The sequence below is a fragment of the Alloacidobacterium dinghuense genome, assembly GCF_014274465.1.
In the GTDB taxonomy this organism is placed as follows: domain Bacteria; phylum Acidobacteriota; class Terriglobia; order Terriglobales; family Acidobacteriaceae; genus Alloacidobacterium; species Alloacidobacterium dinghuense.
Genome location: NZ_CP060394.1, coordinates 5688897 through 5711605 on the forward strand (window position 1 = coordinate 5688897; position 22709 = coordinate 5711605).

18 protein-coding genes are annotated in these 22709 nt (G+C 57.4%); 4 read left to right on the forward strand and 14 right to left on the reverse strand.

What is annotated here, in order from left to right; translation table 11 throughout:
- Positions 1 to 30 precede the first annotated feature (30 nt).
- The gene (locus tag H7849_RS23920; protein WP_186742980.1) at positions 31 to 909 is read left to right on the forward strand and encodes an SDR family oxidoreductase; all 879 of its coding nucleotides are present in this window, start codon (positions 31 to 33) and stop codon (positions 907 to 909) included.
- A gap of 27 nt (positions 910 to 936) precedes the next feature.
- On the opposite strand, the gene H7849_RS23925 is transcribed toward H7849_RS23920, so the two are convergent.
- From H7849_RS23925 to alaS, 6 genes are all read right to left on the reverse strand, one after another.
- Positions 937 to 2028, reverse strand: coding sequence for a malate dehydrogenase (locus H7849_RS23925; protein ID WP_186742981.1), 1092 nt, complete (start codon positions 2026 to 2028; stop codon positions 937 to 939).
- A 24-nt stretch (positions 2029 to 2052) separates the two neighbouring features.
- On the reverse strand, positions 2053 to 3297 hold the full coding sequence (locus H7849_RS23930; protein ID WP_186742982.1) for a DUF5009 domain-containing protein: 1245 nt from the start codon (positions 3295 to 3297) through the stop codon (positions 2053 to 2055).
- Positions 3298 to 3419: 122 nt separating this feature from the next.
- Entirely contained in the window at positions 3420 to 5828 is a 2409-nt protein-coding gene (locus H7849_RS23935; RefSeq protein ID WP_186742983.1) for an N-acetylmuramoyl-L-alanine amidase, read from the reverse strand.
- A 127-nt stretch (positions 5829 to 5955) separates the two neighbouring features.
- Positions 5956 to 6177, reverse strand: a complete 222-nt coding sequence (locus tag H7849_RS23940) for a type II toxin-antitoxin system HicA family toxin (RefSeq protein ID WP_186742984.1) — start codon at positions 6175 to 6177, stop codon at positions 5956 to 5958.
- Positions 6178 to 6302: 125 nt separating this feature from the next.
- Entirely contained in the window at positions 6303 to 6512 is a 210-nt protein-coding gene (locus H7849_RS23945; protein ID WP_186742985.1) for a type II toxin-antitoxin system HicB family antitoxin, read from the reverse strand.
- A gap of 66 nt (positions 6513 to 6578) precedes the next feature.
- Positions 6579 to 9398 carry an alanine--tRNA ligase gene (gene alaS / locus H7849_RS23950; protein WP_186742986.1) on the reverse strand — a complete coding sequence of 940 codons (2820 nt, stop codon included), beginning with the start codon at positions 9396 to 9398 and terminating at the stop codon, positions 6579 to 6581.
- Positions 9399 to 9424: 26 nt separating this feature from the next.
- On the opposite strand from alaS, the gene H7849_RS23955 reads away from it, so the two are divergent.
- Positions 9425 to 9850 carry an energy transducer TonB gene (locus H7849_RS23955; protein ID WP_186742987.1) on the forward strand — a complete coding sequence of 142 codons (426 nt, stop codon included), beginning with the start codon at positions 9425 to 9427 and terminating at the stop codon, positions 9848 to 9850.
- Between the two features lie 356 nt (positions 9851 to 10206).
- On the forward strand, positions 10207 to 12108 hold the full coding sequence (locus H7849_RS23960; RefSeq protein ID WP_251106446.1) for an outer membrane beta-barrel protein: 1902 nt from the start codon (positions 10207 to 10209) through the stop codon (positions 12106 to 12108).
- Between the two features lie 106 nt (positions 12109 to 12214).
- Here the strand turns inward: H7849_RS23960 and H7849_RS23965 are convergent, their stop codons facing one another.
- From H7849_RS23965 to H7849_RS23980, 4 genes are all read right to left on the reverse strand, one after another.
- Positions 12215 to 12541: an EF-hand domain-containing protein gene (locus H7849_RS23965; protein WP_186742988.1), complete on the reverse strand. Its 327-nt coding sequence runs from the start codon at positions 12539 to 12541 to the stop codon at positions 12215 to 12217.
- A 293-nt stretch (positions 12542 to 12834) separates the two neighbouring features.
- Positions 12835 to 13395: a regulatory protein RecX gene (locus H7849_RS23970; RefSeq protein ID WP_186742989.1), complete on the reverse strand. Its 561-nt coding sequence runs from the start codon at positions 13393 to 13395 to the stop codon at positions 12835 to 12837.
- A 9-nt stretch (positions 13396 to 13404) separates the two neighbouring features.
- Positions 13405 to 15561: a S9 family peptidase gene (locus H7849_RS23975; protein WP_251106447.1), complete on the reverse strand. Its 2157-nt coding sequence runs from the start codon at positions 15559 to 15561 to the stop codon at positions 13405 to 13407.
- 53 nt (positions 15562 to 15614) lie between these two features.
- Positions 15615 to 17651, reverse strand: a complete 2037-nt coding sequence (locus H7849_RS23980) for an ATP-binding protein (RefSeq protein WP_186742990.1) — start codon at positions 17649 to 17651, stop codon at positions 15615 to 15617.
- A 149-nt stretch (positions 17652 to 17800) separates the two neighbouring features.
- On the opposite strand from H7849_RS23980, the gene H7849_RS23985 reads away from it, so the two are divergent.
- Complete coding sequence (locus H7849_RS23985) at positions 17801 to 18697, forward strand: LolA-like protein (protein WP_251106448.1); 897 nt, start codon at positions 17801 to 17803, stop codon at positions 18695 to 18697.
- Here the strand turns inward: H7849_RS23985 and H7849_RS23990 are convergent.
- The 4 genes from H7849_RS23990 to H7849_RS24005 all read right to left on the reverse strand — a co-directional run bounded on the left by H7849_RS23990 (position 18691) and on the right by H7849_RS24005 (position 22619).
- Positions 18691 to 19275, reverse strand: coding sequence for an HNH endonuclease (locus tag H7849_RS23990; RefSeq protein WP_432756512.1), 585 nt, complete (start codon positions 19273 to 19275; stop codon positions 18691 to 18693). The two genes, H7849_RS23985 and H7849_RS23990, sit on opposite strands and share 7 nt — an antisense overlap.
- A 78-nt stretch (positions 19276 to 19353) precedes the next feature.
- Positions 19354 to 19995 carry a ComF family protein gene (locus H7849_RS23995; RefSeq protein ID WP_186742991.1) on the reverse strand — a complete coding sequence of 214 codons (642 nt, stop codon included), beginning with the start codon at positions 19993 to 19995 and terminating at the stop codon, positions 19354 to 19356.
- A 391-nt stretch (positions 19996 to 20386) separates the two neighbouring features.
- On the reverse strand, positions 20387 to 21697 hold the full coding sequence (locus H7849_RS24000) for an SMP-30/gluconolactonase/LRE family protein (protein ID WP_186742992.1): 1311 nt from the start codon (positions 21695 to 21697) through the stop codon (positions 20387 to 20389).
- A 7-nt stretch (positions 21698 to 21704) separates the two neighbouring features.
- The gene (locus H7849_RS24005) at positions 21705 to 22619 is read right to left on the reverse strand and encodes an EamA family transporter (RefSeq protein ID WP_186742993.1); all 915 of its coding nucleotides are present in this window, start codon (positions 22617 to 22619) and stop codon (positions 21705 to 21707) included.
- Positions 22620 to 22709: the final 90 nt, after the last annotated feature.

Genomic DNA, 22709 nt, shown 5'->3' on the forward strand with positions numbered 1-22709 from the left:
ATATGAATTGCGGTCGCCGGAAGGGATTCCATGATTCTTGTTGTGGGAGCTACTGGGCTTGTAGGGAGCGATGTATGTCTAAGGCTGGCGAAGCGGGGTGAACCGGTGCGGGCGCTCGTCCGTGTGACGAGCGACAAGAACAAGGTTGAGGCCCTGCGCTCGGCGGGTGTCGAGTTGTGCTTTGGCGATTTGAAGGAGCCGGAATCGCTTGCTGTGGCGTGTCGAGGCGCGAGCGCAGTTGTGTCGACGGCAAGCTCAACGCTTTCGCGTGCGGCTGGGGATTCGATTGAAACGGTCGATGCTGCGGGGCAACTCAGCCTTGTGAGCGCAGCAAGGGCGGCGAGAGTGAATCGATTTGTTTTTGTGTCTTTTCGCCAGCCGAAAGGCATGTCTGTCCCATTGGCGGAGGCAAAGGCGCAGGTGGAGAGCGCCATCGCGAAGATGAATTTCACGAGTATTCAGGCAAGCTGGTTTATGGAGGTGTGGCTCGGTCCGCATCTTGGGTTCGACTATCAGAACGCCACCGCGCGGATCTACGGACCGGGGACCAGTCCGATCAGCTGGGTCTCGTCGGGAGATGTTGCCGAGATGTGCGTGCTTGCCCTTGAAGATCGCGCCGCGGAGCGCAGGATCATCGAGTTTGGTGGCCCTGAGCCATTGAGTCCGCTTGAGGTGGTCGCGCTCTTTGAGGAAATCGGCGGCAAGAAGTTTAAGGTGGAGCACGTTCCGGAGGAGGTTTTGCGCGGTCAGTTTGCGGCAGCCACGGACTCGATGCAGAAGAGTTTTGCAGCGTTGATGCTCGGGTATGCGTACGGAGATGCGATGGAGATGGGAGCGATCCAGAAGGAGTTTGGGATCAAGCTCAAGAGCGTCGATGAGTATGCGCGTGAGTTTCTGTACGTGCGGTAAGGGCTTCCAGCAGCAGGTAATTTCTGACTAAATCGTGGCTTCCTCGAGCTCGAGTTCCGGAGGCTGCGGCTGGCTTAGAACGTCCAGCGTGAAATCTCTGATTGAGGCAGCGGCGTTGAGGAGCATTTCCTTTTCGCATGCTTCCAGCCAATCGAGCGGCTCGGGATGCCATCCGTCACGGCTCAGCGTTATGGGAACACCACAGGTTCCGTGGAGATCGAGGACTTCTCCTTCAAGCAGCACCTGGCCGTGAACGCGGCGGTGGTCGCAGGCTAGAGCGGCGACTATGCACTGGAGCGTGGCATTCGAAGTTGCATTCGGAGTGGAATGCATGGAGCGCGCGGTGATGAAAGGCTCGACGAAGATACGCGCGTCCGGCAGCGCGTGGCGCGCGATTTCATACGCTTCTGGAACCTCGCCTGCTCGTACGAGCTCGATGATCAATGGCTGGATGGCTGCGACACGTTCCCGCAAAGGTGTGCGGGCGCATTCTTCCTTGAGCTGATCGAGCGCACGATGCACATCGGGGCTGGATGCCAGCACCTCAACCGCACTCCAGAGCGGAACCATAGATTGTCCATGCTCACCTAGAACGCTGGCGCGGACTTGTCGGCGGCTGATACCGAGGTCTTTGGCGATGGCGCGGGCGAAGCGCAGCGAGTCCTGTTGCGCGCCCATACCGAATACGCGCCTGCGCTCCAGTCTGCTCGCAAAGATATCTACGCCTAGCTCAACCGGATTGCTAACTACGATAAAGAGCGCGTCCGGAACGCGACTGGCGCATTCGTCGGCGATCTTCTCGAAGATGCTGCGGTTCGCAATAGCCACGTCTCTGCGGTTGGTGCGTTTGAGAGACAGGCCGACGCCCGCCGCAATGACAACGATATCGGCATCGACGTCAATGATTTTGGGTACGACTTCAATTTCGACGCGTTCATCGTCGAAGGCGTCGAGCAGATCGATGCGTGTGCCGAGGAGTTTGCCTTCGCTCGCAGCGGAGCCGTGACCGACGAGTTGAAGTCGATCGCATGGCTCAAGGAGCTGACTTCTTAAAACCTGCGCCGCCAGCGTGCTGCCTACCGCGCCGGATGCGCCAATGATGGCCATCGATATCGGCATGGATCACATTATGGCAGAGGTTGATTAGAGCTGTAGCCGAATTTTGCACCGGGTGAGAAGCGCGGCGACCGCCAAAATGAAGGAGGTAAACACGATCGCTCTCACAAGTCCTGGCCAGCCGTAATCGAAATGCGTATCGAAGTATGTGAAACCTAACGCGGCGACGAGGAAGTAATAGAGGTCGGGCAGCAGGTAGGTAAGCAGCGTGTTTGCGCCAGCGGGGCGTGCGAAGAAGGCCCAGGCGGTTTTCTTTTTCACGTCGCAGATCCAGTACAAAAGCGCAAAGCATGCGACGGCCGCGGCGATGCAGTAGAGCGACCAGGCTGGCGTGGCACGAATTTTCGAGATGCCGAGAGGCGTGAGCAGACGGCCCGCGCCCAGTGCCGCAAGCGCGAAAGCCAAAGCCGTCGACATTTTCTGGCCGAGGGCCTTCCATCGGTGATCGCCCAGAAAGATGACGGACGTGACGATGCCGGCCATTGTGATCGAGGCCATCGCTCCGTTATCGAATGGCCAGAAGTAGAGCGGTAGATGTTTGGGCAGGACGATCCACTTTGCCGTACAGAGAGCGTTGAAGGTGACGAGCGCGATCAGCCAAGCGAGCGGCGTCCAGAGCCAGCGGCGTGTGGGGATATACAGAATGGATACAGCAAGAAAGGTGTAGCCGATGAGGCCGAGGATTTCCGGATAAGAGCCGTCGATCCACGCGACATGGCCATCGTGCGCGGTTCGGCGGAAGATGGCGTACATGGCGACGACCATGATCAGGCCGAGTATGCGGAGCCCTTTGTGTACGGTTCGGGTGTATCCCGCGCCGGTGTACACGCTGAGGTAAACGCCCGCGCCAAGCAACGCGAGGATCGCCCAGAGATTGGTGCTGAAGCCAATGCGGGCCGGATCGCCTTTTTCGGCATTGGCGAGAATCAGACCGAGAACGATGAGGCTGACAGAGCGGATGATGACATGCATCCAGAGCGCTAATTCGGAGTTGGTCTTTTTCAGGCGCGCTTTGATGGCGAGCGGAATGGACAGGCCGATGATGAAAAGGAAGAACGGATAGACCATGTCTACATACGTCATGGCGTTGATCTGGGCGGGCATGTGGTAGGTCCACCAGGGAAGGCCGTGGACGCTGGCGAGATCATTGACGAAGATCATGACGACCATGGTGAGGCCGCGAAAGATGTCTATCGATGCAAGCCGGGAGGTTTCTGGTTTGGCTGCCGTTTCGCGGAGTGGTACTGGCGCGGCCGAAATGGTCGTGTTCATGCTCGCCACGATGCTACCGCATTTTCGGTGTATCTGGGAGCCTCTGTTTTTGCGGAAGGCTCACTGTTTTCTCATTTTCCCAAATTGGAAAAGCGGCGCGGGGCAAGCAATCGGTCGAAGCCTCAATTGCCGCTGGTGTGGATGTTGCTCTGCGCAATGCGTACGCCACTCAGGCTGCCGACATAGCGCGAAACGCCACGGTAAAGCGACTCTGCAATGCGCTCCCGGTATTCGGGATCGCGAAGCTCATGCGCGTCGTCGGGATTGGTCAGGAAAGAGATTTCGGCCAGAATCGACGGCATATTGGCGCCGATGAGCACAACGAATGGGGCCTTTTTCACGCCGCGATCTTTCAGGCCCGGGTTGCCGTCCTCGAGACCGGAATAGAGGCTCTGCTGCACATCGGCGGCGAACTCGCGCGATTCGCTGATCTTGTCCTGCAGGGTGATTTTCTTGACGAGATCGGAGAGTTGGTGAATCGACTGATCGGAGACGGCGTTTTCGCGCGCTGCCACTTCAAGCGCATCGGCCGAGGTAGTGAAATTCAGGTAATAGGTTTCAACGCCGCGCGCCGACGAGTCAGAACTTGAGTTCGCATGAACCGAGATGAAGAGATCCGCTTGCGCCTTGTTGGCGATGGCGGTGCGGGTTTCAAGCGGGATGAAGGTATCGTCGTCGCGGGTGTAGATGACGTCGGCGCCCAGCCGCTGCTTGAGCAACTTGCCCAGGCGCAATGCTACATCGAGCACAACATCCTTTTCTTCGATTCCGTCCGGGCCGAGCGTGCCCGAGTCATGGCCGCCGTGTCCCGCATCGACGACGATGCGGCCAATCTTCAGTCCCAAGGCGCGCACCATGGAACGCTCGCCGGCGGCGGTGGGCACGGCTGCGTGAATCGCGGGCTGATCGGGAGTCGCAGCGGGAGAATTGTTTTTGCTGCTCGCCTTTTTTGCAGGTGCGGGAGTGGGGGGAACAGCGGGCTGAGGCTGATTCGTCGCCTCCAACTCATTCGGCTGCTGTTCCGGCGAAGTGCCCGACACAGACTGAACCACCGGAGCCGTCGTTGGATGTTTGGTCGCCTTCACCTTGTTCGGCTGACGGTCGAGCGATGCAATGTCTTTCAGCGTTGAGCCGGGAGCGGCTGCATCGGCGGTGGCCTGTGGGGTTGGCTGCGGCGATGGCGCCGGTTCCTGCGTGGTATTCGCAGCGGATGTCGTCCGCGCCGAGGGTTTTCGCACAGTGCTCGGTGTTGTTGCTGCAGGGGGCGGAGTCGCGGGAGCACTCGGCGGATTCGATGCTGGAGTCTGTGTTGCCGGTTGCGGCTGTTGTTTTGCTATGAGCGACGGAGCGGGCATTGTGCCGGGCTTGCTGCCATGTACATCAATGATCAGCCGCCAGGGATTCGGCAGCAGGAAGGCAGAATATTCGCTGACATTGCTGACATCGAGGACGACCCGGGTCACATCATTTGAAAACTGCGCAACGCGAATGCGCTTCAGAAATCCATCGTCGGTGACTTCGACCGATTTGCCGATCAACTCAGGCGAGAGCTTTGATCCGTGCAGGTCGAAGAAGATGCGATCCGGCCCCGGAACGCGCGTGGCCTCATACTGCACTTCGTCCTGCAGGTCGATGGCAACGCGCGTGTAAATGGGCGTCGACCAGTGACGGACCCCAGTCACCAGAGGCAGCTTGCCCTTGCGCGGCGGAGGCGGCGCGTTCATCGCTGCCTCGCTCAGTTTAGACGGTTCGGATGTCTGCTCAGGCGCGGGTTGTTGTACGGCTGGAGCAGGAGGAGCCGGCTGCGGCGGCACTTGCGCGGTGTGAGTCTGTTGCGGCTGCGGCTGGGTGACCGACGGAAACACCGGAGTAACCACAGCCTTGTGCTTCGACGGTTGAGCCAAAGGTGCGGATGTCGGAGGTGCGGTCTGTGCTTCGATCACCGGAGCCGTAGTATGTTGCGCAGGCCGCTTGCCGTGCTTTTCGGCAACCTCTTCTTTCTGAATATTTTTTAGCTCCTGCCGCGCCTCATCGGCGAGCGGGCTCTGCGGATAGAGTTTCAGAAACTGCTGAAATGTCGCCTTCGCCTCGTCGCGGTCCTCAAGGTCGCGACGATAGATTTCTCCCTCGGTGAGCAGCGCGCTGAAGCGATAGCGGCTGGCCGGATATTGCTTGCGCAGAAATTCATACTGCCCGATAGCGTCCTGCAGCGACTTCTCATCCTGAAAAACCCGCCCCTGCTCGGCCAGAAGATCGGCAACGGCCAAGATGCTGGCGTCTGCCTTTGGGGAGGCAGGATCGCCGTGATAGACCGCGCGGTACGCGCTCATAACTCGCTCATAATCGCGCCGCGTTCGCTGCTGTTCCGGGCGACCCTCAAGGGCCTCGCGCAGGCGCTGCGCCTTATCAAAAGGGGAGTGTGGCTGGTGTGGCGCGGCGTTGGCGGGCCAGCAGGAGAGTGCACAAAACAGCGCTGCGCTTGCCAGAGACAGGAACAGCGTGCGTCCTCCGGAGCGGTAGGAAAGGGGCATAGACAAGTTCAGAGGCAGCACACGCCAGAGTCATCTTGATTATAGGTGGCTGGATGGAGAGGAGCAACGCAGGAAAGACGAAATGAACAGGAGGAAACCAGTATGGAAACCGGAAGTCATTCTCGGTTCACAGCAGCTCAAGAAACTCGTCAACTGTCATGCCTGCAACACGAATTAATGCTCTCAGCGTACCGGTAGATAATTCTTTATGCTGCGGAACCGAAAGATTCACTCGCATTCCCGGCTTCGTGAGAACGGAATGACTACCGACCTGCCCCATCAATTGCCATCCTGCGCGTTGAAACGCCTTCACAGCTTCCTTCCCAGAGACGTTACCGAGTTTGCCCATGCCGTATTTTTAGTTGAAACACTTTAGAGAAACCGTCCGAAAAATTCCACAATGAAACGGCTTTCCGAAAAAGGGACCGCTATCCCAAATTGGAATAGATGTGACCGAAGTAAATGCTTGAACGACTAGACAGCAACTAAGACGGATGTTTCATCCTCAGAAATGGACTTGAGAGCCTTCTGATCCTCGGCCCACATCCATGCGGTGATGGCCTCCCGGATATTTTCAAGCGCTTCTTTTTCGTCGCGGCCTTGTGAAACGCATCCTGGCAAGGCAGGGCATTGGACGACGATCCACCCGTCTTCTGCTTTCTCGAGAGTGACATGGAACATCATTGAAGGGGCTCCTGGCTCATGTTCTCGAACAGTTTAGCAATTACCTCGACGAAGCAGCTTCGTAATTTATTCTCCCACAAATTGCAGGACCACTTTGGGAACGCTTCCTAAGGCAGCATCTAGTTGACCGGCATCCTTGCCGCCCGCCTCGGCCATGTCCGGACGGCCGCCCCCGGAGCCGCCGACGAGCTTCGCAATCTGTCCGACAATTTTTCCGGCCTGCACTTTGCCGGTCAGGTCCTTGGTCACGCCGACGATGAGCGCAACCTTGCCTTCCTCCTGCGCCGAGCCGAGGACCACGACGCCGGAACCAAGCTTCTGGCGCAGATTGTCGACGAGCGTTCGCATCTGTCCGCGATCGAGCGAATCGACGCGCTGCGCGAGAACCTTAATGCCTTTCACTTCGATGGCCTGGTCCGCGGCATTCGAAACCGCCGAGGCGGCGGACTTCATGCGAATCTGCTCCAGCTCGCGGCGCAGCTTCCTCAGTTCCTCTTCCTGAGCATTCAGTTTCTGCTTGAGCGCATCCGCAGGTGATATCTCCGCGCTCGACGAAAGCTGTGAAGCAAGCTGCGCCACGGCGAAGTCGCGGCGGAATTCATGCAAAGCACCGAGGCCGGTAACAGCTTCCACGCGGCGTACACCTGACGACACGCTGCCCTCGCCGAGCAACTTGACGACGCCGATTTCGCCCGTAGCGCCGGTATGGGTGCCGCCGCAAAGCTCGGTCGAGAAGTCGCCGATCTTGACGACCCGCACTTTCTCGCCATACTTCTCGCCGAAGAGCGCCATCGCGTGATACTCGTTGATGGCCACGTCGATGGGAACGTCTTCTATTGTTTCGACGCGCGTGTTTCCAAGCACTTCCTTGTTGATCAGGTCTTCGATGTCCTGCAGCTCTTCGTCGGCAATCGAAGTGAAGTGCGAAAAGTCGAAACGCAGACGGTTGGGTTCGACCAGCGATCCGGCCTGCTTGACGTGCGTGCCCAACACCTCGCGCAGCGCCGCGTGGAGGAGATGTGTTCCGGTGTGGTTGCGGCGAGTGGCATTGCGGAAATTTCCATCGACGACCGTATCGACCTTGTCGCCGATCTTCAGCGGCTGCCGCAGAATCGCCTTGTGCGCAAAGACGCCTTGCACCGGCTTGGTACATCCGCTCACATCGGCGACTACGGAATTGTGGTCATCGGAATAGAGCCAGCCTGTGTCGCCGATCTGGCCGCCGGAGTCGGCATAGAAACTCGTGTGATTGAGCACGACCTCAACCGCATCGCCGGGAGCCGCAGCCTTCACGCCCTGACCATCCTTGATGATGGCCAGCACTTCGCATCCGGTCGATGTGAGCTGGCGGTAGCCTTCAAAGACAGTCTTCGGAAGCTCACGAAACACAGGGCTGGCCGATTGCTTCGCGCCGCCCTTCCATGAAGCGCGAGCACGGGCCTGTTCTTCGGCGCGGGCACGCTCGAAACCTTCTATGTCTAGGTGTATTTTTGCGTCATGGCACGCATCAAGGATGAAATCAAAGGGGAGACCGTACGTCTCATAAAGCCGGAAAGCCGCTGCTCCCGGAAGAATTGCAGGTCGGCTAGCTATTTCCTTAGCTTCATTGATTTCAGCTTCAGAGTAGCCGTCATCAAAGCCAAGCTGGTCTGAACCAACAATATCGAAGGCGTGGTCCTGCTGCTCCCGCACTTCCTCTAGAGCATCTTCCAATCTGGCAAGTCCTAGCGATAAAGTCCTAGCAAACCGCACCTCCTCGGCGAGAACGACCTGAGCGATTCTATCCGCGTTCAACGCAAGCTCTGGATATGCAGTCCACATTTCATCGCGCACCGCATAGACCATCTGACTCAAGAAGGGCTTGTCAGTTCCTAGTCGTCTGCCGTGACGAATAGCGCGACGCATAATCTTACGCAAGACGTAACCTCGTCCTTCGTTTGAGGGCAGAACTCCGTCAGAGATCAAGAAAGTTGCCGCACGAGAATGGTCGGCAATGATCCTATAAGATGCTTCCAGTTCATCTTCCGTTAGAGGAAGAGTCGTTCCAGAAAGCGTCGCTAATCTCGCCTTTTCTATCAGCGGAGTGAACAAATCTGTCTCGAAATTCGAAATCTTCCCCTGAAGCACAGCCGCAGTACGCTCAAGGCCCATGCCGGTATCAATTGAAGGCTTGGGCAATAGGTTCAATTCGCCGTGAGTGTTTCGGTCGAACTGCATGAAGACCAGGTTCCAGATCTCGACATAGCGGGCCTCATCCTGCCCGAAGGCTTTGTCTACACCCGGAACTTCAGCGGCCTCGATGCCCATGTCATAAAAAATCTCCGAGCAGGGACCGCAGGGGCCGGTATCGCCCATTTGCCAGAAGTTGTCCTTGCTGCCGTATTCGTGGATGCGGTCGGCGGGCACTCCCTGCGCGAGCCACAGATTGTAGGCTTCCTCGTCGCGAGGCACCGCAAACGAGCCGCCGGCGCCATTCTCGCCCTTGAAGATCGTTACATAGAGGCGGTCCTTCGGAATGCCGAACCACTCGGGTGAGGTGACCAGTTCCCAGGCGTAGGCGATGGCGTCTTTCTTGAAGTAGTCGCCGAAGCTGAAGTTGCCCAGCATCTCGAAGAAAGTGTGGTGGCGACGCGTAAAGCCAACATTTTCAAGATCGTTATGCTTGCCGCCGGCGCGGACGCATTTCTGCGAAGTGGTCGCGCGGTTGTAATCGCGGTGTTCGAGGCCCAGAAACACATCTTTAAACTGGTTCATGCCTGCGTTGGTGAAGAGCAGCGTGGGGTCGTTGGCAGGAACCAGTGAGGACGAGTGCACGCGACGGTGCCCCTTCGTCTCAAAAAACTTCAGAAACATCTCACGTATTTCAGAGCCGGAACGGTATTGCATCCTTTAAGTTTAGCAGTGAGCACGCTATGATTTTTCGCATGGCGCTGCGCCCTGCCTCGCTCTCGTTGCTCCTCTTTGCCTGTGCCACCGCGTGTACTGCGCAGAAGTGTAAAGGGATGGAGATCAAGCATGACAGCCCCATCCAATATCCGAATGCAGCCAGAGCTGCCAAGGTGCAGGGTGAGGTGGTCTTGCAAATTCACATTGCGACCGACGGAACGGTTACAGCCGATATCACTTCCGGTCCCTCCGTCCTTGCCGAATCGGCAAAGCGCTTCGTCGAGAACTGGACGGTCAGCTGGCCTGAAAAAGACCCGCCAACCGCTTGCGCGCCCGTTTTGCGCGTGAGCTATAAGTTGAAGGAAGACACCTTCAGCGTGAAAGAGAAGTTGCCGACCCACATTCTTGTGGAAGCGCCGCCGATTGAGACTAACGAGCCATCCCCGCGCTGAAGGTTACTCGTCGCTACATTCTAGGCTGTCGACGAAAGGTGCCGACATTTGGGCATTCGACAATGCGCTGTCATTCGGGGTTAATGGCCCACACATGTAAGTGGAAGATTTGAAGCACGTTATTCCACTTGCAGGATCAAGCTGTTCTGGTCGTGGGATTGCCGCGAGGTAGACCGGAGGAGCGGCCCGCTTCAAGTTGATCAAGGCGTGTTGAGTATCCGAGGCGTCTTTATAAATTCCTTGCCTCAAGCTTATCTTGCGCTTATGCGTTCCTTTCTAGTCTGAAATGTTTGCGCCACGCAGAAGGACGGTTGAATTGTGCCCGCTGCGCCGCAGCCAAACTGAAGAGGATCAAAATGAGAAGAAACAGGTTTGAAATCAGCAAAATGTGGAAGGCCGGATTGGGCACTCTGCTGGTCGCGATGTTTCTCAGCGCCAGTCTCGCACGGCCACTGTCTGCGCAGACAGCCACAGGTGGAGGCCGGGAGAATGCGAACAGCAACGATACACCCGGCTCGACTGCGGCAACGGCTAACGGCGCCAGCAACGCCGCAATTCTCACCGAGCTTGAGGCCATGCGCGCACGCATCGCGGAATTGGAAGCGCAGCTGAAGGCCCAAGCTGGAGTGAAAGACAACGCCATGACGGTCGATGCAGCCGCGCAACTGCAGGCATCGCGGCAGGCTTTGCTGGCCTCTGGAGCGTCGACAACCACCAAAGCCTTGTCTTCGCCTTCCGTTGCTTCAACTCCAGCCGCGGAGCCGGCGCTGGCTTCAACGACACCTACGGCTACAACTCCGACGGTCGACAAGATGACCCCGTTTGCCGATGCCGACTGGACGTGGCTCAACGGCAGTCCGCGCACGAAGGACTTCCCGCTGGCTACGAAGTATTTCACACCGGAAATTCGCGTCGACACCAACTACAATCTCGATCTCAACCACCCGGCGGACGACACCATCAACGGTTCGAGCGAAATCTTCCGCGCGCAGGAAGTTCAACTGGAGCAGTTCGGTGTCGGCGGCGATCTGCTCGTCGACCACGTGCATGCCCGCCTGATGACGCAGTTCGGCATGTACTCAGTCACAACGCCGCGCAACGACGCCAGCGTCGGGCGCGGCCAATGGCAACTGAACAATGCCTACCGTTACCTTGCAGAAGCCTACGGCGGATACCACTGGGACAAAATGCACGGCATCAACCTGGACGCCGGTATCTTCATGTCGTATATCGGGCTGTTCAGCTACTACAACTTCGACAACTGGGCCTATCAGCCGTCGTTTGTTTCATCCAACACGCCGTGGTTCTTCAACGGTGTCCGTGGGCAGTTCTTCATCACGCAGCACTTGAAACTCGAACCGTGGTTTATCAACGGATGGCAATCCTACGCCCGTTTCAACACCAAGCCGGGACTTGGCGGGCAGATCAAATGGACGCCGAACAACTTCATCAATGTCATCAGCAATAACTATGGCTATGGTGAAGACGACCTGAACATCCACGGCCGCACCCGCTTCCATACCGATGACAGCGTGGAAGTGAAGTACTACGACCACCCGGAGAATCTCATTTCCAAGATGGCCTTCTCGCTCACCGGCGACGCTGGCTGCGAACAGGGTTCGGGCGTAGCCTGTACCGGTTCGGCGAACCACAAGGTCTTGATCCCGGCCACCCCAACCTCACCTGCCGTCTATTACACCAAGCAGAGCTTCCTTGGGTGGATGGCCTATGACCGCACCTGGTTCAATAAGGATCGTTATGCCCTGACTGTCGGCGGTGGACGGATTAACAACCCCGGGCGCTATCTGGTACTGGTGCCTGCGATCAACGGCGCTACTGCTCTCACCGGCACCGCATATTTCCCAGAGAATCCAGGCCAGCCTTACCACGGCACGGACGGCACCATTACATGGGACTTTATGCCGCGCCAGTTCATCACTTTCCGTTCCGAATACGGATATCGCCACTCGGATGTGCCCTATTGGGCCGGCCGTGGAGGCTCAACGCCTCCGGGCGGCTCGCAGAACTCATCTATTGGAAGCCCGGGCGACTTTACCTGCACCAACGGAAGCGCTTCCGTCGATTCAGGGGTCGGATATTCATCCATGCCGGGGCTCACGTACAAACAGGAGTATGCTGCCAACATCGCGGCCGCCAAGGCAGTCTGCGCTGGCGTCCCCGGCTACACAACACTTTGGCAGCCGGATCTCCGCCGCGACGAACAGAAGTTCACCTTTGCCATCATGGTGAAGTTCTAGAATCACCAGTACGGAGAGAATAAAAAGGCCGGAGCAAATCGCTCCGGCCTTTTCCTTCAAGTGGATGTAGTTCACTCCCAGTAGCTCATCCTCTTTTCGGGGGGAATCATTTGCCGACCGATGTGGGCACTGGACTAAGGCGCACTCTCGATTGCGCTATTTCTTTAGTGTTAATCACTCCGCTCTTCTGCTTATCCAGTCTGTCGAACTCTGCCTCCATAAACTTCATCCATTCTTGCTTTGTGATCCTGCCATCCTTGTTCGTGTCCATCAGAAGTAATAACTGAGTGACCTGATCTTCTCCGAGCGCGAGCTTATCCTGGGGCTTTGGAACTGCATCTTTCTGAGCGAAGGAGACCCCCGCGATACTACCGACTGCGAACAGCGTTGCTGCGAACAGGAATACCAATGGGCTGACTCGTGCTTTAAACATGGCCGACCTCCGTGATCCCAACCCTCCACAAGTTTTGGGTGAACGTGTGCTCGTCAGGGCCGGGGACTTATCCGCGTTTTACTGTACCTAGCTGCTTATGATTGTGAATTGAACGCTCTATATAACAAAGAGACAAGGCTAATTACAAATACCGGCCGTCTTGTTTATAGGCAGCATCAGGAAATTTTATTCCCGCTTACAAACCGCTTACGCCTCACTCAGCCGGATCTTATGTCAGTCCAGCGACATGACGTACCACTTCTGATACCTAAGCAGAACGAAGAATCGCCGCTTTATTCAGCACCGGCGTTGTCTTCGATGTCGATCGATTCGAGCGCGGAGAGCGCCTCATCATCGACATCCCACTTCTTAAGAATTTTGAAGATCACACCTGTTGAGAAGCCTGCGCGCACCAGCATCCGCATCACGCGCGCAGCTTCTTTTTCATTGGCTGGCTTGCGAACGCGTTTTCGTGTCAGGTGTTGGCGCGCCAACTCTTCTTCGTTGACATTTTCGTAAGCGGCGTCGAGCGTCTTTGCGATCACGTTCGCATGCACACCCTTTTGGATCAGGTCCTGCTGCACACGCCGCTTGCCGAAGCTCGAGTTCTCCTGACGCAGCCGCGCATAGTCTGACGCGTAGATGGTGTCATTGAGATAGCGCTGCTCTTTGAGCCGCGCAACGACGCGGTCGATCTTTGCCTCGCCTGACTCGTTTTCTTCGACACGCGCGCGCATCGCTCGCTTCAGCTCGGCGACGGTGCGCATGCGGCGTCCTAGGGCGCCGATGGCGTATTCATAGAGGGCTACTTCATCGAGAGGTTGTTTCTTCTTAGGTGCGCGGCCGAAGCTCATCCTTGCTCCTTACTGCTTCGTCCATTGGTCCACCCAATCGTTCACCGTCTTATACCAGAGTTGCGAATTCTGCGGCTTCAGCACCCAGTGCCCTTCATCGGGGAAGTAGAGCATTTTTGATGGCACATTCATCCGCTGCAGCGTGGTGAAGAGCTGATAGCCCTCGGAAACATCGAGCCGGTAATCGAGCTGGCTGTGAACGACGAGCGTCGGCGTCTTGAAGTTTGTTTCGGCCAGCATCGGCGACCATTTTCGGTAGAGCGCGCGGTTCGTCCAGGGAGTGCCCTTGAACTCCCACTCGTTGAACCAGAGCTCTTCCGTCGTTCCGTAAGCCGATTCCGGATTGAACATGCCATCGTGCGAGACGATGCACTTGAAGCGATTCGTGTGCCCAAGAATCCAGTCAGCCATATAGCCGCCGTAGCTTGCGCCCAGTGCGCACTCGCGCGTCTTGTCAATGAAGCTGTAGTGCTGCTCGGCGTAATCGAGCCCGCGCATCAGGTCGATGTAAGGCTTTCCGCCCCAGTCGCCATTCACGCCGTCAACGAAGGCCTGCCCATACCCGGTCGATCCGCGCGGATTGATCATCACGACGACATAGCCGTTCGCGGCAAGAAGCTCCGCATTCCAACGATAACTCCAGCTATCGCCCCACGCGCCCTGCGGGCCTCCGTGGATGAGGAATTTGACGGGGTATTTCTTGTTGCGATCGAAGGCTGGCGGCTTGATGAGGAAGCCCTGTACCAGAGTGCGATCATTCGATTGGAAAGAGAAGGTCTCCATCTCGGGCAAGTCAAGCTGCTGAAGCAATTCATCGTTTAAATGAGTGAGCGATTTTTCTGCGACGGTGTCGAACATTGCCTCAAACTGTATAGGCTCATAGAGAGTTCGGTGAGCTTTAGCAGCCGTGACATCCGCAGTTGAGACGACATGCCCCAACTCCAGAAGATAGATTTCACTTGGCGTACGAATAGTTTGCTTAGAGGCAAAAAGATATTTTCCATCTGGTGATAGATGTATGTCGCCATATTCCCCACCGGGAGAGATGACATTCAATCCCGGAGCGGGACCTTCGACATTAGCTTGAAGAATTCTTTCGCCTCCTGTTGCCCCACTCGCGAAGTAGATCGTCTTCGAATCCGGCGCCCACGTGAACTCATCCACCCAACGATCAAGCTTCGGTAGCAGTTCTCTTTCTTGCCCCGTCGCGCGGTCATACAGCATCAACCGAAAGCGATCGCTTTCATATCCCGCCCGAGCCTGCGAGCGCCACGCGATGTATTTTCCGTCCGGCGAATAGGCAGGTGAGTGATCACCGCCGGGACTGGTCGAAATCTTCACCGGCTTCGCATTCGGATCATCCAGCCGCAGCGTAAAGATATCGGAATTCGTACTGATCGCCGGAACCGGATCAAGGTTCTCCGCGAATGCAATCTCTTTCCCATCCGGAGAAAACGCATAACCATCCGGGCCGCCAAGCGAGAACGGCGGAACATCATGCTCATCCCCCGGAGTCAGATCGCGCGGGACGCCGCTATTCACAGAAACGAGAAAAAGGTGGCTCCTCTTGTCACCGGTAAATGCATTCCAGTGCCGGTAGAGCAGATGCGTGAAGACCTGTGCCTTTACTTTCGATTGTGCCCGCTCCACATCCCGCTGCTTGTTGCAGGCGTCGTCCTTGCAATCCGGATAGACCGAAGAAACAAAGAGAATATTCTGCCCATCCGGCGACCAGATCGCTCCATCCGCCTCGGTGCTGATGCTCGTCAGCTTATGCGCGTCGCCAATTGTGCCTGTGCCGGTATCAAATGGAGCGAGCCATGTCTGCTGTCCCACATCGCGCGCGCTCTGAAACAGAATCTGCTTCCCATCCGGTGAAAACCGCCCGCGGCTCTCGCCCGCCAAAGAAGCAGTCAGCGGCTTCTCATCGCCGCCGGCTGTGGGCACAATCCATAGGTGCGAAGTGCGCGTGTTTTTTGCCAGATCCACGTCGGTCACACCAAACAGAACCCAATGGCCATCGGGAGAAACAGCGATATCGCCCAGCCGCCGCATCTTCATCATGTCTTCGAAGGTCATCGGCCGCTTGCTTTGTGCGACAGCGCACGCGCTGGCTACAAAGAACAACAATGGTAAGCAGCACCGGAACAACGGACGTCTCTGCATTCGGAAAATTGATCTCCTCAGGAAAAGCAACTCACTATAGTAGCTGGAATGGATCAGCGCGCGAGAGCTTCGTCACTCAATTCATCCTCGTGACGCCGTCTGGGAAGCGGCAACTGGATCACAAGCGCAGCGCCGTGCGGCTGCAGGTTGTAAGCGGAGATTTCGCCTCCGTGATCGCGCGCGATGGCATAGCAGACGCTGAGGCCTTTGCCTGCGCCGGCTCGCGGCGACTTCGTCACAAAGAAGGGATCGAACGCGCGATTCGGATCGAGAAAGCCCGGCCCGTTGTCTGAGATCAGCACCCGGACTCCATCCTCATCGTGGCTTGCCTCTACGCGAAGAGCCTTAGCCTCTTCGCTGTTGCAGGCCCCAAACGCGTCGAGCGAATTGTTGATCAGGTGCAGGAACATCTGCTGCAGCTGGTTCTTGTTGCCGTCAACGTCGGGCAGGCCTTTGGCCAGATGGAGCTGCAATTCAATCTGGTGGCGGTTGAAGTCCGCGCGGCGCAACTGGTAGATGTCTCTGAGAATTTCTGCGACCGATACCGCGACGTGCTCCACCGGAGAGGGTCTCCAGAAGCGCAGCATGCTTTCAATAATCTGCCGCATACGCTGCGCCTCACCGCGGATGAGCGACACACTTTCCAGAGCCGGATGATCCTCGAGCGTCTCTTCGAGTATCTGCGAGTAGCCGAGCACGACCGTCAACGGATTGTTCAGCTCATGCGCAACACCGGCCGCAAGTTGCCCAAGCCCTGCAAGTTTTTCCGAACGCGCAACACGCTGCATCAGCGCATTGTGTTCGCGCATGGCCGCGAGACGCGCTACCAGGAGCTCCACCGGAAGCAGATCATCGGCCTGCAACGGGCGTTCAGGCTGCTTCAACCCGCTCAGGAACAGGCATCCTTCCGCCACACCTTTTCGCGTTTCCAATGGAATCGCATGCGTTTTGAAATATCCCAACTGCTCCAGGGGATCATCCGCGACGAAAAGCGGCCGCAGGTCCACCTGCAAGGTGTTGCCCATCTCGACGGCAATGCTCTCGCTTTGCCGGAAGCGTTCGACTTCCTCATGCGTAGCGCGCTTAATCATCGCGTTCAGCCCCGCGACAAGCGCCTCCTCCATGCCTGAGTGCGCCACTACCCTGAAATGCCCCTCCACATCCCGCAGGAGCAGCATCGCCTGGCTGAAGCGGCTCACCTCCACAATCACTTCGCATGCATGTTGATACGCGGCTTCCGCGTTTACATCGGAGAGCAACGAAAGATCGATCTCCGAATATCGCTCCATCTCTATACGCGCGCGGTGATCCCGCTCCTTGGCGGCCTTGTTCAGCGCGAGTTCATCTTCCAGCACGATCAGAATCATGCCCACGGCGGTCATCACCTTAATGAGGTTCACGCCACGGCCAACCAGAACCATCACGGGACTAACCGGTTGCAGGAAGATGAAGTCGAGAAAAACAGGCGTGGTCCATAGCAGAAAGCCTGCCGAAGCGAATATCACCCCAGGGCTGAAGCGGCGAAAAGCCGACGCAAAGAGCAGGCCGGTCATCAGATTGGTGCTGGCTTGCGCCAGATAAACAACAAACATGTATTGGCCTTTGTAAGTCAGCCAAAGACCAGCGCAGCCAATCACGAGCGAGAAGGGGAGTGTGAACCACGACGGCAGCAGGTTTCTCCGCCCGTTCCACAATACCGCGACATAGACCACGGTAATCGTGCACAGCATCAGCGCAATGCGTACTGGAAGGTTCGGGTGCGGATAGAGCGAAATGAGCACCGCGAAGATAACCGACGGAACCGCGAAGACATAGGCGTACAGGATCTTGGGCCAGCGCCTGAAGCCGAGCGGCGACATCGAGCCGAGAAACATCATTGGCGCCAGAACCAGGCCGGCATTCGAAAGCGCAAAGCCAACTCCTGGCGAGCGTTTTCCGGCGGTCTCCATGGCCAGGCGAAGCAATACCATGCTCCACCCGATCAGCCAGAGCAGCCTTCGCGTCGTTCGCGTCTGCAGATAGAGCAGCGCAAAGGCAACCAGCAACATGCTCAAGAGCACCAGGGCCGGTATGCGATAGAACTCGGTCATGTCAGGAAGGTTTAGCCAAGTTTACGCTGCGGACGGCAATTCGGAAGCGAAAATTTATTGGGATCGAGGTCGATTCCGTGTCTAACTCTCCCCTCCACGCGTCTATCCTGTTAGTGGAGTGGTTATCGGCTCTCCGGGAGCATACTTCAGTGAGTTACAAACGTCTGCGCGCCCCGCATCTTCTGCCAGTCATCTTGGTCACCTTAGCCGCTGCGCTTGCACCTGCACAAGTCTCCTATACCGCAATGCCGCTCGACCAGGGCTTCGGTAAGCTCGATACGTCCAGCCCATCCGTTCCCGCGCAGCAGATCATCGATAACTTTACGGCGAAGGAATCGGAGTTCCGCAGCGCGATGGGAAACTACACCTATGAACGCAGCGTGAAGGTGGAGACGATCGATGACGACGGTAAGGTGGACGGCCAGTATTACCAGGTGACCGACATCACCTTCGATCCAAGCGGCAGGCGATATGAAAAAGTCGTTTTCGCGCCGCAGAATTCTCTACAGCGCGTCTCGATGAGCCCGGCCGACTTTCAGGACATCGAGCAGCGCCTGCCTTTCGTGCTTACAAAGGAAGATGTCGGCCAGTATGACCTTATGTATCTTGGCAAGCAGCAGGTCGATGAAGTCGACACGTACGTTTTCGACGTAAAGCCGAAGGTCATGGAGAAGAACAAGCGCTATTTCCAGGGCCGCATCTGGGTCGATCAGAAAGACCTGCAGATCGTTGTAACCAATGGTAAGAATGTTCCCGATGACACGCGCAAGGGGCACGAAGACCTATCGCCGCCCTTCACCACCTATCGCGAGCAAATCGACGGTAAATACTGGTTTCCGGTTTATACGCGAGGCGAAGGCGTGCTCCACTTCATGGGCGGGAACGGATACCTGAGCCAGGATGTGCACATGCGCGAAACCCTGAAGTACGCCAAGTATAAGCGCTTCGGATCTACAGTGAAAATCACCTTCGACGGTCAGGAGATCGGCCAGGGAACCGGAAATCAGGCACCGCCACCGCAACAGCAGCCGGCGAAGCCTCAGTAGTAAAGATATTTCCGCCACTTCTGATCGCTGTGCCCGATCATCCGCATGATGTGCCGGCTCGTGTGCAGCGTGAAGGGGCGCGGCTCGCGCAGTAGCTTCATATCTTCAAGTTCGTGCAACAATTGATTTCCCTTGCGCCGGTTGCAGGAATGGCAGCAGGCGACAAGGTTCTCCCAGGTAGACAAGCCTCCGCGCGAACGCGGAATCACGTGGTCGAGCGTCAGCTCACTGGCGGGCAGCACGACGCCGCAATATTGGCAGCTATTACGGTCGCGCAGCAGAATATTCTTGCGCGACAAGGCCCGGGTCTGGTGCGGAATGCGCCGGTATTCCAGCAGACGGATCACTGAGGGCATCGGCATGCGCACCCGTGCCGCATGCAGCATCGCACCCTGTTCCTCCTCGGTCTTGGCGATGCCTTTCAGCACCAGCACCAGCGCGCGGCGCGCTCCGCAAATGTTGATCGGCTCATAGGATGCATTTAATACCAGCACCGGTGATTGCATCGTGGAGCCAGAATGCACCCGCACCTCTTCGCGTGGAGCAGTGGCATGCTTCTGTTTGCGCGCGTGAATCATGGCTCTTCCCAGTGACATCTTTCCCCCAATGACTCGTCTCCAGCCCCGGATAAAGACCGTATAAACAGCCCTCAGCGCTTACACGCCGGGAGCCGCAGGAACAAACCCCGCATCCCAGAACGCTACATCCTCATGCATCGGCAATTCTTTTGCCGGCATCGCAGGCGGTTGAATCATCTCCTGCCGCTGCGCCCGCGCTACTGTGGCCACATGCACGCTTCTGGCTCCGGCGCGGCGCAGCGCCTGCGCGCATGCCCGGGCCGTTGCCCCCGTGGTGTAAATATCGTCAATCAGCAGCACAGCTGCGCCCTTCAATGCATTGGGCGAAGATGCAAAAAAAGCGCCGCGCAAATTGGCGCGACGCTGATGCGGGGTAAGCCCCGCCTGAACTTGCGTGGAGCGGCGCCGCTCCAGTGCGCCAGTCGCCACCGTCATTTGCAATTGGGGACGCGCCCGCCGGAGCGCCTTTACCGCAGCGCGCGCCAGCACTTCCGCCTGGTTGAATCCGCGCTGCCGTTGTTTCGCTTTGAAGAGCGGCACCGGAACCACCAGCGTCTTCTCGGGAATGCTTTCCATCCGCAGAATTTGCTGCGCGAGAAGTTGTCCCAACCGGTCCGCCACCGGCTCCATTCCGTCATACTTCAAAAGATGGAGCAACGCCCGCAGCTTGTCCTGGTAAAGCCCATGCGCAACCGCCTGCGCAAACGGTGGGGACGCCATGCGGCACATCCGGCACAGTAATCCTTCACCCGAGCCGAAGTCCTGCACACCAAGGGCCTCGCCGCAGGTCGTGCACAGGCAACCAGATTGTTCGGGAAGTTCTTTCCAGCAGGAATCGCAAACAGGAACGCGTGAAAAACACAGGAGAGATTCGCCGCAAAGACGGCATGGGGCAGGAAACAGGGCACAGCAGAGGCTGTCCACCGGACTTCGCAGCACGCGAGCGACGGCTCTCCATGCTGAGGTACCGGCCTGTCTTACGTCGAGCGCGTTTGTATCACGCTGACTGCAGAAGATGCACCTCTCGTGGCGGACAAACCACCACTGCTGGAGAGTATACAGCGAAAATCTGCACAATTCCAAGTGCTGGAGATGGTGCACGCCATTGGAACTAGTTCGTTGGAAGATGAAACCGCATGATGCGAGGTGCCGTAAATGCAGCGCCCGACAGCAATGCTCCGTGCTCATCGAGCTGGTTCCAGCCTGAATTCGCGATGTAGTAGAAGTAGTCACCAACCAAAACGCCGTGCGTCGGATCGCCCAGCGTCGGCGTTGCTCGTTCGATGAGTTCTTCAGAAACCACACGCCGAAGGGATGGATTGAGTTTCAGCCGTATTACACGTTCCGGCGACGTACCGTTCTGCACCAGGGTCAGCCATCCGTGGTCCAGATATAGGCCGTCCACACCAGTCAGCGCATAGGGTTTCGAGCCGCCTTGAGCTAGCCATGTCACTTCTTTACTCGCCAGATCCAGCACGCCGATCCCGCGTGTGTAATCAGGAATGAAGACGTGTTTCCCGTCAGGATGCATCGCCGGAGTCTGCGGTGAGATGAACTCGCCGTGATCGAGCCTCTGCAAACTATCTCCCTGAAGGCGATACACTCCGCCTCCATCGCCATCGCTTACAATCGGATCGCCCTCCCGCGTAAGCGTCATATCGCCGAGAGCGGACGGCTTTGGACCTTCGACGCGATGAAGCAACTTTCCGGATGAGAGATCGAAACACAGAACAGCCGAGCGTCCCCAGTCCGTTGGCCGAACCACCTTGAATCCATCAAGCGCAACTTCCGTAGCCCATACGCGACTCCGTTGCGCATCGACCTTGATCGCAAGCATTGGCCATCCACTCGGAGACAGCGCAAAATCCCTGGCCTTTCCATCAAGGCCAACCTGCACGATCTTCTTTTCAAGAACACTGGTAATCAGAAAAGATTTGGTCCGCGCATCGTAATCCACATCCTCCGCGAGCAGGCTGGAATCCGGTAAGACGAGCGCCGTCTCCGCGCGCGAAAGCGGCATTTCATTCGCAGCGAATCGCTTCAGCACCTGCTGATATGCAGGCTGCGCTGTGAGCCGCGAAAACTCCTTATCCTTGCCGTGCAGCAGATCGTCATCGCTCTGCCCCATGTCGGCAAACTCATTGAGAGCGGCGATGGCTTTGTCATCGTCGCCAGCCGCAGCGTAAGCCTGGGCCAGCGTCTCCACCGAAGCCGGAGAATTGTGCATCAGTCTCTGGATCTGCAGCACAATCTCAAGACGCTTCTTCTGATCTCCGACAACGATGGCCGCATGCGCCTGCTGTCGCAGATCCCGCAGCTGTTCAATAGCCGACGGCTGAGCGGACTGTGAAGCCACAACTCGCGCACAGAAAAGCAGAGCAATCAACAGGCCTGCTGACGCTGTCTTCGTGCGTATTCTCATACGATCTTTAGACCGTCACACTCTTCTTTACAGGAGCAACCTGTTTTCCCGTCAGCGTCGCGAAAACCCCGGCCAGCACCAGCAACACACCGATCAGCTGAAACGCTGAGAGCCGCTCCCCTGCCAGCACCGCCCCGGCAAGCAGCGCAATCACCGGATTCACATACGCGTAACTCGACACCCGCGTCACTGGTTCATGCGCAATCAGCCAGACATAACAGGTGAAAGACACAATCGAAGCCGCAAAAATGAGATAGGCCATGCTGAAAACCAGCGTCGGCCGCAGCAGGACAGAAAGTGGAGGCAGGCGGCGCATCTCTCCAGCTGCAGCCGATAGCAGAAGCAGCAGCGCACCGCCAATCGCCATCTGCCAGCCCGCATTCAGCGTCTGTGGCCTGGGCAGAGTCAACCTGCGCGACAACAGCGTCCCGCCCGACCAGCAAAGAGTGCCCCCTATCAACACCAGTACCGCAAGCGTCGACGTGCGTATGCCAGAAACAGGAGCTTGCCACGCAAGCACGACGACTCCGGCAAAACCCAAGACGATGCCCGCCACTGACAGCAGCGTCGCCCGCTGCGTGCGCAGAATTGCCAGCTCGCCTATAAAGATCCATACCGGAATCATTGCCGAGATCACGGCGGCAATGCCTGACGGCACGAGAATCTCTCCCCAGAAGAGCGCCGCATACATCAGGGTAAACATGATGAATCCGAGCGTGCTGGCGCCAACCAGCGATCCACGCGGCATTTCGGCCCTCCCGCGCAGGTGGCTGTAGCCCACCAGCAGCAATCCGGCCAGCGTAAAGCGAAACCCGGCAGCGAAGAACGGCGGGACTACAGCGACAAGCTCGCGAATCCCGAGAAACGAGCCGCCCCATAGAAAGTAGATCGCTCCATAAGCCAGCAGCCTGCGAATGGACATGGTTTAGGATAGCGCCCCGGCAGCCATCATCCGGACCTCTCGTTTGGGTCAGGCAACCTGTTACCTATCTTTCAGCCACCCGGAATTCTC